Consider the following 14,152-nt stretch of genomic DNA (forward strand, 5'->3'; position numbering starts at 1 on the left):
GCCAGCGACATGCAACTTCTCCCGATGGCGAACCAGGACCTCCTGTTCCAGGTGACCCCGAATCCCTCAGCTCTTCCCGCCGCCGAGCGCGAGGAGATCCTCGCCAACCCCGGGTTCGGGCAGAAGTTCACCGACCACATGGTCGACATCTGCTGGTCGGAACGCGGCGGCTGGCACCGTCCGCGGGTGCAGGCCTACGGCCCGATCCAACTCGACCCCGCGGCCGCGGTGCTGCACTACGCGCAGGAGATCTTCGAAGGCCTCAAGGCCTACCGGCATGCCGACGGCTCGATCTGGTCGTTCCGCCCGGAGAAGAACGCCGAACGCCTGCAGCGCTCGGCCCGCCGCATGGCGCTGCCGGAACTGCCGACCGAGTACTTTCTCGACTCGCTGCGTCAGCTCATCGCGATCGACGGCTCCTGGGTGCCCTCGGCGCCCGAGACGAGCCTGTACCTGCGGCCCTTCATGTTCGCCAAGGAGGCGTTCCTCGGCGTGCGTCCGGCGAAGAAGGTGAACTATTACCTGATCGCGAGCCCGGCGGGCGCGTACTTCCACGGCGGTGTCGCACCGGTGTCGATCTGGTTGTCGACCACCTACGCCCGCGCGGGCAAGGGCGGAACGGGCGCGGCCAAGACCGGCGGCAACTACGCCTCGTCGCTCATCGCGCAGCAGGAGGCCTACGACCAGGGCTGCCAGCAGGTGCTGTTCCTGGACTCCGCCGAAGAGAAGTACCTGGAAGAGCTCGGCGGCATGAACGTCGTGCTGGTCTATCGCGACGGCACGCTCGTCACGCCGCAGAGCGAGTCGATCCTCGAGGGAATCACGCGCGACTCGATCCTGCAGCTCGCCGAAGACGCCGGCCACCGGGTGGAGCGCCGCCAGGTCTCGATCGACGAGTGGCGCGAGGGTGCCGCCTCCGGCGAGATCGTCGAGGCCTTCGCCTGCGGCACGGCCGCCGTGCTGACCCCGATCGGCACGCTCAAGGCCGCCGACTTCACGATCGAGATGCCGACGCCGGAAGACGGCGTGGCGCTGTCGCTGCGCCGGGCGCTCACCGACATTCAGTACGGTCGCGCCGAAGACCGTCACGGCTGGATGATGCGCCTCGACGCGGACGCGTCCGAGTAGGCCCGGGATGAAGGTCGCACGGTTCAGTTCAGCGGGGGAGGACCCCCGGTACGGCATCGTCGATGACGAGGAGCTCGTGGTCCTGGCGGGCGACCCGATGTTCGCCGGATTCCAGCCGACCGGCGAGCGCGTGGCTCTCGCGGATGCGCGGCTGCTCGCCCCGGTCATCCCGCGCTCGAAGGTCGTCTGCGTCGGGCTCAACTACGCCGCCCACCGCGGTGACATGGCGAACATCGATGCGCCCGAGAACCCGCTCATCTTCCTGAAGCCGAACACCGCCGTGATCGGCCCCGGCGACGCGATCAAGATCCCGCCGGTCGAGGGACGCATCACGCACGAGAGCGAGCTCGTGATCGTCATCGGGCGCATCGCCAAGCAGGTGCGCGAAGAGGACTGGGCCGACTACGTCTTCGGCTACACCGTCGGCAACGACGTGTCGGCGCGCGACCAGATGTTCGCCGACGGACAGTGGGCGCGCGCCAAGGGCTACGACACCTTCGCCCCGATCGGCCCCTGGATCGAGACCGAACTCGACCCCTCGAACCTGGAGATCAACAGTTGGGTCGACGGGGAGCCGCGCCGTCATGGCAACACCTCCGAGCTCCTGCACTCCATCCCGAAGCTCATCGCCTACATCTCGGATGTCTGGACGCTGCTTCCGGGAGACATCATCATGACCGGGACGCCGTCGGGTCTCGGCGGTTTTGTTGCCGGACAGACAGTCGAGATCGAGATCGAGGGCATCGGGCGTCTGACGAACCCGGCCGAGGCGCGCGACGCCGCTCCGGGCGCATGACCGGTCCGGCCGGTGGCGCGCCGCTGCTGAGCGATGACGAGGTGAGACGTGCGCACGGCCGCACGCGCGCCGTGCTCGTATCGGGACAGGTGCTCGCCGGCATCGGCATGGGGTCGACGCTGTCCGCGGGGGCGCTCCTGGTGACGGAGGTGAGCGGGTCCGCCGCCTGGTCGGGCATGGCCGCGACCATGACGACGGTGGGCGCCGCACTCGCGTCGGTGCCGCTCGCTCGACTCGCGCGTCGCTCCGGGCGGTCACCGGCGCTCGCGACCGGCGCCCTCACCGCGGCGCTCGGCGCCGTCGCCGGCATCCTCGCCGCCGTGCTGGTGTCGCTCCCGCTCCTGCTTGTCGCGCTGGCGCTCATCGGCGTCGGCACCGCGGTCAACCTGCAATCGCGCTTCGCGGCGACGGATCTCTCCGAGCCCCGGCATCGCGGACGCGATCTGGCGATCGTTGTCTGGGCGACCACGGTCGGCGCGATCGCGGGGCCGAACCTGATCGCGCCCGCCGATGCGGTCGGAGTCGCCCTCGGGCTCCCCGAGCTCTCGGGCCCGTTCCTGTTCACGCTGACCGCGCAGGCGCTCGCGAGCATCATGTACCTCGTCGCACTGCGGCCCGACCCGCTGAAGATGGCCGAGCGGCTACGCCTCGAGCGACCGGTCTCGGCCGTCATCGAGAACGTCGCCGACGCGAACGGCGTGCGTACCGGGCTCATCGCGCTCGCTCTCAGCCACGCGACGATGGTCGCGGTCATGTCGATGACACCGGTGCACTTGGTGGCCCACGGCGCGACGCTCGTCGTCGTCGGGGTCACGATCAGCCTTCACATCGCCGGAATGTACGCGCTCGCGCCGCTGTTCGGCATTCTGTCGGACCGGCTCGGTCGTGGCCCCACGATCGCGCTCGGTCAGGCGATGCTGCTGGCGAGTCTCTTGACGACGGCGCTCGGCGCCGAATCGCACGAGGCGGTCGTTGTTGGGCTGATCCTGCTCGGACTCGGCTGGAGCGCGGCGACGGTCGCGGCCTCGGCGCTCGTCTCGGAGTCGGCTCCGGCCGAGCGGCGCACGATCATTCAGGGGCGCTCGGATCTGCTGATGAGCGCAACGGGGGCCGTCGGCGGGGCGCTCGCCGGGCCCGTGCTCGCGCTCGTCGGCTACGCGGGTCTCGCGCTCAGCGCGCTGCTGCTCGTCGTGGTGGTGCTCGTGGCGCTGAGCTGGCGGGCGGTTCGCCGCGGAACGGTCACGCGCAACTAGACTCGACCCCGATGTCGCTCCCGTTCTCTGCCGCCTCGGGCTCCGAGGTTCGCGTTCGTTTCTGCCCCTCGCCCACCGGCACGCCGCACGTCGGCCTGGTGCGCACCGCCCTGTTCAACTGGGCCTACGCCCGCCACACCGGCGGAAAAATGGTGTTCCGCATCGAAGACACCGATGCGGCCCGCGACAGCGAAGAGAGCTATCTGCAGCTGCTGGATGCGATGCGCTGGCTGGGCCTGGACTGGGACGAGGGCGTCGAGACCGGCGGGCCGCACGCGCCGTATCGCCAGTCGCAGCGCGGCGAGATCTACCAGGGCCTCATCGAGAAGCTCAAGGACGCCGGCTACCTCTACGAGAGCTTCGTCACCCCGGAGGAGATGGAGGCGCGCAACGTCGCCCGTGGCCGCGACCCCAAGCAGGGCTACGACAACTTCGAGCGCGACCTCACCGAAGACGAGCGCGCCGCGTACCGCGCAGAGGGTCGCCAGCCGGCGCTGCGTCTGCGGGTGCCCGACGACGAGCTGAGCTTCGACGACCTCGTGCGCGGGGAGATCACCTTCCCCGCGGGCAGCTTCACCGACTTCGTGGTCGTACGCCCCAACGGGGCACCGCTCTACACCTTCGTGAACCCCGTCGACGACGCGTTGATGGGCGTCACGCACGTCCTGCGCGGCGAGGACCTGCTCTCGAGCACGCCGCGTCAGATCGCCCTCTACGCGGCGCTCATCGCGATCGGCGTCACCGACGTCGTGCCGCGCTTCGGTCACCTGCCCTACGTCATGGGGGAGGGCAACAAGAAGCTCAGCAAGCGCGACCCCGAGTCGAACCTGTTCCTGCACCGCGACCGCGGATTCGTTCCCGAGGGGCTGCTCAACTACCTGTCCCTGCTCGGCTGGTCGATTGCCGCCGACCGCGACGTGTTCACGCGCGACGAGCTCGTGGCCGCCTTCGACGTGGAAAGCGTCAACCCGAACCCGGCTCGGTTCGACCTCAAGAAGGCCGAATCGATCAACGGCGACCACATCCGGCTGCTCGACGGTGACGACTTCGCCGCGCGGATCGTGCCGTACCTCGGGGAGCTGGTGAGCGATCCGCTGACCCCGACGGAGCAGGCGATCCTGCGCGAGGCCGCCCCGCTCGTGCAGGAGCGCATCAACCTGCTCGGCGAAGCGCACGGCATGCTCGCCTTCCTGTTCACGCCCGACGACGAGATCGAGTTCGAAGCCGACGCGCTGCCGAAGCCGAACGCGATCGACGAGGCGCGTCTCGTGCTGGATGCGGCCGAGGCCGCGCTTCAGCCCCTCACCGAGTTCGGCCGTGTCGAGATCGAGGCGGCGCTGCGCGCGGCGCTCACCGACCCGGTCGAGGACGGCGGGGCGGGCCTCAAGCCGCGCGTCGCCTTCGGGGCGCTGCGGACGGCCGTGAGCGGACGTCGGGTCAGCCCGCCGCTGTTCGAGTCGATGGAGATCCTGGGCAAGGCCTCCACGCTCGCCCGCCTGGAGCGGCTGCGCACGCACCTGGCGTAACGGCGTCCTAACGGACGGTGCCGCCGAGCAGCGCGATCTTCTTCTGCACGGGAACGCGCAGCAGCACCCAGGCCGCGAGCATCACGACGAGCGAGCCCGCGAAGACGAGCGCGCCGACCCACGAGTCATCGGTGCGACCGGCGTACATCGTGTTGAGGTTGCGCAGCGCGCCCGTCGTGAGCACGAGTCCGACGTGCACGACCGTGAAGGCGATGAAGTAGACGAGCACCCCGAAGTGCAGTGAGCGCGCGAGCTTCTCGGTGAGAAGGCGGTTGATGCGCCACTCGTGCTTCCACACCGGCGACAGCCGCAGCCCGGTGAGCAGCGCGAGCGGACCGGCGAGGAACACGGTCGCGAAGTAGCTCAGCAGCTGCAGGGCGTTGTAATGCACCCAGCCCTCGTGCGCCGGCCAGTCGAGCGAGAGGTACTGCACGCCCGCGGTCACCGCGTTCGGGATGACGTCCCAGCCGAGCGGGACCACCCGCACCCACTGCCCGCTCGCGAACAGCAGCACGACGTACACGACGCCATTGACGACCCACAGCGTGTCAACGACCAGGTGCCACCAGACGTGAATGCTCAACCGGCGCGGGGCGCCCTTCGTGCGGAGCATCCCCTCGTTCCGGCGCGTCACGAACGCGGGCGGGCGCTGCTTGCCGCGAATCAACAGCGCCGAGCGCACGATGAACAGCAGGAAGAACGAGTTCAGGAAATGCTGCCAGCCAAGCCACGCGGGTAACCCCACGGGGGAGCCCGCCGGCAGCTCCGTCGTGCCCGGGAAGCTCGCGGCGAACTCGACCCACTCGGGGGTCTCGCGCAGCCAGCGTGCCGCCACGATCGCGAGAGCCAACAGCACGAGCGCCGCGGGAATGATCCAGACGAGCGGAAACCAGCGTCGCTCGCGAAGTCGTGTCACGCTCCTACGCTAGCGGCCCCGACCGGTGTTCATTCGCGGGTCGGCTCCGGCCCGCGCACGAAGGCGCGACCGCTCACCGTCTCCGGACGGATGCGCACCCAGCGGTACTTGAGCGTTGGGATCCACGGCTGCAGCCCCAACTGTTCTGCCGCGTCCATCTCGGACTGCACCTCCACCCGCTCGGCGCGCCCCTTGACCACGACGCTCACCGCATCGGCGTCGCTGACCCGATCGATCTCCAGCGCGACGTGATCGTTGATGCTGAGCTCCAGCAGTTTCGTGCCCGGGGCGGTGCGAAGGTAGATCACGTCGTCGTCATCGACGACGAAGTTGATCGGAAAGATGTCGATCTCGCCGCCGACGCACAGCGCCAGACGCCCGAGCGCCGCCGTGCGGAGCTCGGTCCAGCATTCGGCGGACTCGAGTTCGCGAACCGGGTCGTCGGTCATGGTGTTCCTCCTGGGACTCGCAACTGGTTGTGAACGAAATGCACCCCGCGGATGCGTTCCACGCGGTGGCGCAGGCGCTGCAACGCGGCGCGGTCGGGGACCTCGCCGCTCAGGGTGACGACGTGCTGTTCGACCGACGCGGTGACATCGGCCGCCGCCACCGGTTCGCGCGCCAGCGCCCAGCGCACCGAACGAGCGATGGCGTCATCGCTGCGCCGCCAGCCGGTCGCAACCGGGGCGACGTCCAGCTCGTCGACGACGTTCTCGACGCCGTCCGCCGCGCAGGCGAGCTCCCGTGCCAGAACGCGCGCCGAGTGCGTCCGCACCGCGCCGCGAAGGTGCACCACGCTGTCCTCGATGACCACGCGGATGCGGGTGGCATCCAGATCCGGACAGGACTTCAGAGCGTTCCGGACGTGGGCGGCCCGTTCGTGCTGTCGCCGTTTCGTCACCATCGCCGGTCCTTCCGTTCTCGCCAGTGTGCGCCCGGCGAGCGGAAGATGCGAGGGCCGAAAGTCCCGCTACGGTTCGATGTCGCGCTTGACCGCGTAGACCGCGGCCTGCGTGCGCCGTTCGAGGCCGAGCTTGGCCAACAGCCCCGAGACGTAGTTCTTGACCGTTTTCTCGGCCAGTTCGAGTCGCTCGCCGATCTGGCGATTGGTCAGGCCCGCGCCGATCAGATCGAGCACCTGCCGCTCGCGCAGCGTCAGCTCGGGGCCGCCCTGCGCCTCGGCCGGCGCCAGCCGGGACACGACGCGCTCGGAAACCGAGCGGGTGATGAGGCTTCCGCCTGCCGCCACGAGACGGATTCCGTCGATGAGGTTCTTGCCGCGGATGTCCTTCAAGACGTAGCCGGCCGCTCCGGCGAGCACCGCCGCCTCGCTCGCCTCATCGTCGTCGTAGGCGGTGAGCATGAGGCACGCAATGTCGGGGTGCGCCGATCGGATCGCACGGCAGACGTCGACGCCGGAACCATCCGGCAAACGCACATCCAGCACCACCACGTCGGGCCGGGTGGCGCTCACCCGGCCGAGCGTCTGGCGTGCGGTGCCGCACTCGCCGACGACCTCCAGGTCGCGTTCGGCATCCACGATGTCGGCGATGCCGCGGCGCACCAGCTCGTGGTCGTCAACCAGAAACACTCGAATCACGCGGTCACTCCGTTCGGGCTCGTCGACAACGGTACCGACCAGGTGGCGATCGTGCCGTGCGGGGTGGCGTCACCCAGCTCGAACGCGCCACCGCGTTGCTGCGCGCGCACCCCGAGGTTGTCGAGACCGCTGCGGCGCGTGACGTCGCCGAGCCCTCGGCCGTCATCCTCGACGCGGAGCGTGAGGGCCTCGTCGGTGACCCGGAGGTCGAGCGCGCAGGTGGACGCCTGGGCGTGCCGGACGACATTGCTGAGCAGTTCGCGCGCGACCGCAATGACGTCGTCCGCCAGCTCGTCGGCGACCAGCAGATCCACCGCGCCGCCGAAGGTGAGTCGTGGGGCCGACTCGAGGCTCTCGGTCACCTCACCGACCAGGTCGAGCACGCGGTGCCGCAGCGACGGCGTGCGCGAGGCGGTGCGGGTGCGCAGCGTGAACACGGCGGTGCGGATCTCCGAGATCGCGTCGTCGATCGCCTCCACCTGGCGCTCCAGGATGGCCCGCTCCGGGCCGCCCGCCGAGGCGGCGACGCTCTGCAGCGTGAGACCGGTCGCGAACAGCTGCTGGATCACATGATCGTGCAGGTCGCGCGCGATCCGGTTGCGATCCTCGATGAGTTCGAGCTTGCGGGAGTCGGCCTGCATGCGGGCGAGCTCCAGCGCGACGCTCGCCTGCGTGGCGAACTCGGACGCCATCTCCAGATCCGCCTCGGTGAAACGCAACGCCCCGCGCGCGCGGCACAGGGTCAAAACTCCGAGCGGATGCCCGGACGCGGCAAGCGGAACCGCGATCACCGGACCGACCTCGACCGCACCGCCGAACATGACCCCATCGTCGCTGTCATCGGTCGCGATGGCGCGTTCGCTCTCGATCGCCCGCGCCGAGATCGACCCGGCGGCCGGGAACCGCGTGGCGGTCAGCGCCTCCGATCCGTCACCGCGCGCCGTGTCTACCAGGAAGGTCTCGCCGTCGTCACTCGGCACGACCACCGAGACCAGATCGGCATCGACGAGCGAGGCGACGCGGTCGACAACGACGTGCAGCATGTTCTCGGAGCTGCCGGACAACAGCGCTGCACTGACCTCGGCGAGCGCGGCGCTCCAGCGCTGACGGCGACGCGTCTCGCCGAACAGGCGCGCGTTCTCGATCGCGATGCCCGCGGTCGCGGCGAGCGCCGTCACGAGCTCCTGGTCTTCCGCGCTGAACGGGCCGCTCGCGCGGTTGGTGAGATACAGGTTGCCGAACACCTCGTCGCGCACGCGGATCGGGACACCGAGGAAGGAGTCCATCGGCGGGTGGTGCGACGGGAACCCCGCCGAACGCGGGTCGCTGTGCAGATCCTCGAGGCGGATCGGTGCTCCCGTATCGATCACGGCGCCGAGGAGGCCGTGACCTTCGGGAAGATGCCCGATCGCGTCGGCATCCGATTCCGACATTCCGACGTGGATGAACTGCTCGAGGGACCCGTCGGGGGCGATGACGCCGAGCGCGCCGTAGCGGGCGTCGACGAGGGCGACGGCGACCTCCGCGATGCGCCGCAGCACCTGCGAGAGTTCGAGCTCCTCGACGACGATCGTGGTGGCGGCGAGCAGGTGTTGCAGGCGTCCCTCGGTATCGAGAACGCGCTGCGCGTGCTCGAGCATTTCCCCGATCGAGCGCTCCAATTCGGAGCGCGGGGCATCCGGAAAGCCGAGACTTCCGGGTGCGGGCACGGGGCGTGACTTCTGGTCATCCGGCACGCCGCGAGTTTATCGCCGCGCGTGGGACCTTCGGCACTACTCGTCCACCGCCGGGTGGCGTGGAATCGACGGAGATCACAGGAGTGAGGCTGACATGACGGATTTCGGGCCCCGAGGGCGCATCGTCGTCGGGATCGACGGCACGGCACCGAGCGAGGCCGCACTGCGCTGGGCGGTGCGGCGCGCCGAACGCGACGCGCGCGAACTCGTGCTCGCCCACGTCGTCGATGACGACTTCGGCGAGATGGGTTCGACCTTCGGCGCGGAGGCGCGGAACGCGGCCCGCGAGCTGATCGACCGCACCGCCAGTGAGGTCGCGGCGGAGCATCCGCACCTGACCGTGTCGACCGCGTTGACCGACGGCAGCGTCGCGTGGGCGCTCGCGCACGCGGTGGGTCCCGCCGACCTTCTCGTGATCGGCACGCACAAGACCGGCTATCTGCACGGGCGCGTGCTCGGCTCGCGCAGTGTTCAGATTGCGACGGCGGCCCCGTGCGATGTCGCCGTGATTCCCGACGTCGAGCTTCGCTTCCGCCGCGGCGTGGTCGCGGGAATCGACCGTGCGGCGACCGCCGAGTCGGTCGCGCGTTCCGCCGCGTTCGAGGCCGCGGGCCTGGGTGACGAGGTGCTGTTCCTGCACGCGACCCCCCGGATGCCCGGGGCCCCGGTCGAGTCCGCCCGCGTGGGCACGGTGCACAACGACGTCGTCACCACGGCGGTGCGGGCCGCGCGGACCGTTCAACCGCAACTGGAGATCCGCGCTCGCATCGCGCACCGTGACCCCGCCGAGGTGCTCCTCGATGCGGCGCGGGACCGTGCGCTGCTCGTGCTCGGCCCGGGATCCCTGGAGCCCACGCGCTCGCCGATCGGCTCGGTGCTGCACGATGTGCTTCTCAACGTCAACGCGCCGGTGCTGATCGCGCGCACCGGATCCGGCCCCGCCGTCGTCGACGCGGGAGCCCACATCGGGGCAACCACACTGTGACCGAGCGCTTTTCTTCGAACGAGTACTCCGGACTTCCCGGCTGGCTTCCCGGGGCGGCGGATGCGGCCAACGCTCCCGGCCCGCGCGAAGTTCCGGTGCGCGTGTGGCGCCGGCTCAAGGCGCACACGGCGAGCAACCTGCAGCGGATGCAACCGCCGATCGACCGCGTCGAGCCGCCCGAGTTCTTCGACTAGTTCCCGTGCCGGTGCCCGTGCCGGTGCCGGTGCCCGCTCCCGCTCCCGCTCCCGCTCATCCCTCCTGCACTCCCCGCGAGCGGTGCGAAACGTGGGGTGTGCGCGCCCGGGATGGCACTTTTGGCACCGCTCGCGGGGTGTAGCGGGGCGTAGCGCGGTGTAGCGGCGCGTAGTTGCGCGCGGGTGCAGTGCAGCGCGGCGCGGTGCAGTGCGCGGGGGTGAGGCCGGGCGCGGGTGCAGTGCGCGGGCGTGTAGCGCGGGCGCGGCGGGGTGCACTGCGCCCCGCGCAACTTCCTGCCGGCTCCCTCCTGGCCAATCCCTCCTGCCCGCTCCCTCCTGCACTCCCCGCGAGCGGTGCGAAACGTGGGGTGTGCGCGCCCGGGATGGCACTTTTGGCACCGCTCGCGGGGTGTAGTGGGGCGTAGCGCGGTGTAGCGGGGCGAAGTTGCGCGCGGGGGTGCAGTGCTGCAGCGCGGGGGTGTAGCGCGCGCGGGCGTGCAGCGCGCGGGCGTGTAGCGCGCGGGCGTGTAGCGCGGGCGCGGCGGGTGCAGTGCGCCCCGCGCAACTTCCTGCCCCATCCCCCCCGGTCCTCCCCGCGAGCGGTGCGATACGTGGGGTGTGCGCGCCCGGGATGGCACTTTTGGCACCGCTCGCGGGGTGTAGTGGGGCGTAGCGCGGTGTAGCGGGGCGTAGTTGCGCGCGCGGGTGCAGTGCAGCGCGGGGTGCAGCGCGCGGATGTAGCGCGGGCGCGGCGGGGCGCGGGGTGGTGCGGCGGCGGGCGCGGCGGGGCGGCGCTACGCGACGAAGGCTGCCGACTGCTCGGCGATCTCGCGTTCCTCGTCGGTTGGCACCACGAGCACCGCGACCGGCGCGTCGTCGGGCGAGATGCGCCGGGCGCCGCGCGCGCCCGACTCGTTGAGTGCGTCGTCGACGTAGAGCCCCAGGAAGCCGAGCCGTTCGACGGCGCGGCGGCGCAGCTCGGCATCGTTCTCGCCGACACCCGCCGTGAACACGAGCGCGTCGATCCCGCCGAGTTGCGCGGCGTAGGCGCCGATGTAGTGCCGCAACCGGTGCACGACGATGTCGAGCGTCGCGCGCGCCGCCTCGTCGCCCGCATCCGCTGCGGCGTGCACATCGCGCATGTCGGCGTGGCCGGAGAGCCCCAAGAGCCCGCTCTCGCGATTCAGGAGCGTGTAGAGTTCGGCGATCGTGAAGCCCTCCGTGCGCGCCAGGTGGACGAGCACGGCGGGATCGATGTCGCCCGAGCGCGTGCCCATCACGAGTCCTTGCAGCGGCGTCATCCCCATCGAGGTATCGACCGAGCGGCCACCGGAGATCGCGGCCGCCGAGGCGCCGTTGCCGAGGTGCAAGACGACCATGCGTAGCTCGCCGAGCGGGCGGTCGAGGAAGGTCGCGGCCTGCCGGGACACGATCTGGTACGAGGTGCCGTGGAAGCCGTAGCGGCGCACCCCGGCGCGCGCGGCGAGCTCGCGGTCGATCGCGTACTCGCGCGCTTCGACCGGCAGGGTGGCGTGGAATGCCGTGTCGAACACCGCGACGTGCGGCACATCGGGGAAGGCGGCCCGCGCCCCGCGGATGCCGAGCAGCGCGGGCGGGTTGTGCAGCGGCGCGAGCACCGCGAGGCGCTCGATCGCCGCCTCCACCTCGTCGTCGATGAGCGCGGGGCCGTCGAAGATCGCGCCGCCGTGCACGACGCGGTGTCCGATGACATCCACCGGGACATCGCCGAGCTCCTCGCGGATGCGTCGCAGCGCCTCGCCGTGATCGGCGACCCCAGAGCCGGGAACGCCGATGCGCTCGATCATGCCGGAGGCGCGGACCTCGCCGGTCGGCAGTTCGAGCAGTCGGTACTTGATCGACGAGGATCCGGTGTTCACAACGAAGACGTGGGTCACGCGTCGGGCTCGCTTCCCTGCTGGGCCTGGATCGCAGTGATCGCGATCGTGTTGACGATGTCGCGCACCAACGCGCCCCGCGAGAGGTCGTTGATGGGCTTGTTCAGTCCCTGGAGGACCGGGCCGATGGCGAGCGCGCCGGCGCTGCGCTGCACGGCTTTGTAGGTGTTGTTGCCGGTGTTGAGATCGGGGAACACGAACACGGTCGCGCGCCCGGCGACGTCCGAGCCGGGCATTTTGGAGGCGCCGACGGTCGGGTCGGCGGCGGCGTCGTACTGGATCGGCCCCGCCACCGGCAGCTGCGGCTCCCGTTCGCGCACGAGCGCCGTGGCGGCACGCACACGGTCGACCTCGGCGCCCGATCCTGATTCGCCGGTCGAGTAGCTGAGCATGGCGACGCGCGGGTCGATGCCGAAGGTGCGCGCGGTGTGCGCCGCCGAGATGGCGATGTCGGCGAGTTGTTCGGTGGTCGGCTCGGGAATCACGGCGCAGTCGCCGTAGACGAGCACGCGGTCGGCGAGCGCCATCAGGAACACGCTCGAAACGACCGAGACGCCGGGGGCGGTCTTGACGAACTCGAAGGCGGGGCGAATGGTGTGCGCGGTGGTGTGGGCGGCGCCCGAGACCATGCCGTCGGCGAGCCCCAGGTGCACCATCATCGTGCCGAAGTACGAGACGTCGGTCATGGTGTCGCGCGCCTGTTCGAGCGCGATGCCCTTGTGGGCGCGCAGGCGGGTGTATTCGAGCGCGAAGTTCTCGTGCAGTTCGGGGTCGCTCGTCGAGATGATCGCGGTGTCGCCGAGGTCGACCCCGAGTTCGGCGGCGCGGGCGCGGACGGCCCGCTCGTCGCCGAGGATCGTGAGCCGGGCGATTCCGCGCGCCACGACGATGCCGGCGGCGCGCAGGATGCGGTCGTCGCCTCCCTCGGGAAGGACGATGTGGCGCTGTTTGGCGCGGGCGCGTTCCAGCAGCGAGTACTCGAACCTCACCGGGGTCATCACCGCCGCGGGCGCGAGGCTCAGCGCCGCGACGAGCGCCTCGGAGTCGACGTGGTCGTCGAACAGGGCGAGTGCGCGCGCGTACTTCTGCGGCGAGTCGGCGGCGAGTCGGCTGTGCGCGTTGGTGATCCGCAGCGCCGTGTCGTAGGTGCCGAGCGCGGTGCGGGCGATCGGGAGCGGCGAGTCCAGGCCGGCCAGTAGCGTCTCGATCGAGGCGGCGACCGGGAACCCGCCGTTCAGGACGACGCCCGACAGCGACGGGAAGGTCTCCGACATGTGCGCGACGACCGCGCCCACCAGGACGTCGGAGCGGTCACCGGGGACCACGATGACGGCGCCCTCGAGGAGTCTCGGAAGCACGTTCTCGAGCGTCATCCCCGCGACGACAACGTCGAGCACGGGACGGTCGAGGAGTTCGGCATCGCCGCGCAGCAGTTCGGCTTCGGCCGCATCCAGAACGGTCCGCAACAGCGGAGAGACGAGTTCGTGGTCTTCGGGGATCGCCCAGGTCGGCAGGTCGTGGTTGCGCGTCGAGCGCCGCACGGCGGCCACCACCTCGTCGAGGTGGTCCGGGTCGGCCCGATTCACGATGATCGCGAGCACGTCGGCGTGCTCGGAGTGCAGCTCGCCGGCAGCGATCGCGGCCACCTCGGCGATGTCTTCGGGCGAGCGCGCCTCATCGCTGTCGGCCCGACGGCCGCCCACCACGAGCAGCACGCTGGCGGCCAGGTTGGCGGCGATCCGGCCGTTGACGCCCAGCTCCGTGGGCGTCCCGACGTCGGTGTAATCGGATCCGAGGATCACGACGGCGTCGCAGCGTTCCTCGATGCGCGCGAAACGCTCCACGATCCGCGCGAGGGCCGCATCCGGGTCGTCGTGCACCGCGGCGTAGGTGGTGCCGATGCACTCCTCGTAGTGAAGATCCGCGCTCGCATGTTCGAGAAGCATCTCGAGGATGTAGTCGGGCTCGGTCGTGGAACGCGCGATGGGGCGGAACACCCCGACGCGCTCGACGCTGCGCTGGAGCGTCGTGACCAGGCCCACGGCGACGGTCGACTTGCCGGTGCCGCCTTCGGCGGAGCTCAGGTAGATCCGAGTAGCCAC

13 protein-coding genes are annotated in these 14,152 nt (G+C 70.5%); 6 read left to right on the forward strand and 7 right to left on the reverse strand.

The genetic code is table 11. The features are described from left to right. Positions 1-9 precede the first annotated feature (9 nt). Genes QZ258_RS02170 through gltX form a run of 4 tightly spaced genes read left to right on the forward strand, consistent with a single transcriptional unit; the run spans position 10 to position 4,703 of the window. Positions 10-1,128, forward strand: a complete 1,119-nt coding sequence (locus QZ258_RS02170; protein ID WP_294178607.1) for a branched-chain amino acid aminotransferase — start codon at positions 10-12, stop codon at positions 1,126-1,128. A 7-nt stretch (positions 1,129-1,135) separates the two neighbouring features. Beyond that, complete coding sequence (locus tag QZ258_RS02175) at positions 1,136-1,924, forward strand: fumarylacetoacetate hydrolase family protein (protein ID WP_294178609.1); 789 nt, start codon at positions 1,136-1,138, stop codon at positions 1,922-1,924. Next, positions 1,921-3,177, forward strand: a complete 1,257-nt coding sequence (locus tag QZ258_RS02180; protein ID WP_294178613.1) for an MFS transporter — start codon at positions 1,921-1,923, stop codon at positions 3,175-3,177. The genes QZ258_RS02175 and QZ258_RS02180 overlap by 4 nt, the downstream gene beginning before the upstream one ends. Before the next feature lie 11 nt (positions 3,178-3,188). After that, entirely contained in the window at positions 3,189-4,703 is a 1,515-nt protein-coding gene (gene gltX / locus QZ258_RS02185; RefSeq protein ID WP_294178615.1) for a glutamate--tRNA ligase, read from the forward strand. 7 nt (positions 4,704-4,710) lie between these two features. On the opposite strand, the gene QZ258_RS02190 is transcribed toward gltX, so the two are convergent. The 5 genes from QZ258_RS02190 to QZ258_RS02210 all read right to left on the reverse strand — a co-directional run bounded on the left by QZ258_RS02190 (position 4,711) and on the right by QZ258_RS02210 (position 8,955). Then, positions 4,711-5,619 carry a cytochrome b/b6 domain-containing protein gene (locus QZ258_RS02190; protein ID WP_294178617.1) on the reverse strand — a complete coding sequence of 303 codons (909 nt, stop codon included), beginning with the start codon at positions 5,617-5,619 and terminating at the stop codon, positions 4,711-4,713. Between the two features lie 29 nt (positions 5,620-5,648). After that, positions 5,649-6,068, reverse strand: coding sequence for a pyridoxamine 5'-phosphate oxidase family protein (locus tag QZ258_RS02195; protein WP_294178619.1), 420 nt, complete (start codon positions 6,066-6,068; stop codon positions 5,649-5,651). Continuing rightward, positions 6,065-6,523 (reverse strand): BON domain-containing protein, encoded by a 459-nt coding sequence (locus QZ258_RS02200; RefSeq protein ID WP_294178623.1) that lies wholly within the window; start codon positions 6,521-6,523, stop codon positions 6,065-6,067. Before QZ258_RS02200 ends, QZ258_RS02195 begins: the two co-directional genes overlap by 4 nt. A 66-nt stretch (positions 6,524-6,589) precedes the next feature. After that, the gene (locus tag QZ258_RS02205) at positions 6,590-7,219 is read right to left on the reverse strand and encodes a response regulator transcription factor (protein ID WP_294178625.1); all 630 of its coding nucleotides are present in this window, start codon (positions 7,217-7,219) and stop codon (positions 6,590-6,592) included. Next, the gene (locus QZ258_RS02210) at positions 7,216-8,955 is read right to left on the reverse strand and encodes a GAF domain-containing protein (RefSeq protein WP_294178627.1); all 1,740 of its coding nucleotides are present in this window, start codon (positions 8,953-8,955) and stop codon (positions 7,216-7,218) included. The genes QZ258_RS02205 and QZ258_RS02210 overlap by 4 nt, the downstream gene beginning before the upstream one ends. Before the next feature lie 94 nt (positions 8,956-9,049). On the opposite strand from QZ258_RS02210, the gene QZ258_RS02215 reads away from it, so the two are divergent. Both QZ258_RS02215 and QZ258_RS02220 read left to right on the forward strand, forming a co-directional pair. After that, positions 9,050-9,940 carry a universal stress protein gene (locus QZ258_RS02215; RefSeq protein WP_294178628.1) on the forward strand — a complete coding sequence of 297 codons (891 nt, stop codon included), beginning with the start codon at positions 9,050-9,052 and terminating at the stop codon, positions 9,938-9,940. Next, positions 9,937-10,134 (forward strand): hypothetical protein, encoded by a 198-nt coding sequence (locus QZ258_RS02220; protein ID WP_294178630.1) that lies wholly within the window; start codon positions 9,937-9,939, stop codon positions 10,132-10,134. The genes QZ258_RS02215 and QZ258_RS02220 overlap by 4 nt, the downstream gene beginning before the upstream one ends. Before the next feature lie 794 nt (positions 10,135-10,928). On the opposite strand, the gene QZ258_RS02225 is transcribed toward QZ258_RS02220, so the two are convergent. Further along, positions 10,929-12,050: an acetate/propionate family kinase gene (locus QZ258_RS02225; RefSeq protein ID WP_294178631.1), complete on the reverse strand. Its 1,122-nt coding sequence runs from the start codon at positions 12,048-12,050 to the stop codon at positions 10,929-10,931. Then, positions 12,047-14,152 carry a phosphate acetyltransferase gene (gene pta / locus QZ258_RS02230; RefSeq protein WP_294178632.1) on the reverse strand — a complete coding sequence of 702 codons (2,106 nt, stop codon included), beginning with the start codon at positions 14,150-14,152 and terminating at the stop codon, positions 12,047-12,049. The genes QZ258_RS02225 and pta overlap by 4 nt, the downstream gene beginning before the upstream one ends.

Origin of the sequence: uncultured Schumannella sp., assembly GCF_905479755.1 — a bacterium.
In the GTDB taxonomy this organism is placed as follows: domain Bacteria; phylum Actinomycetota; class Actinomycetes; order Actinomycetales; family Microbacteriaceae; genus DCRR01.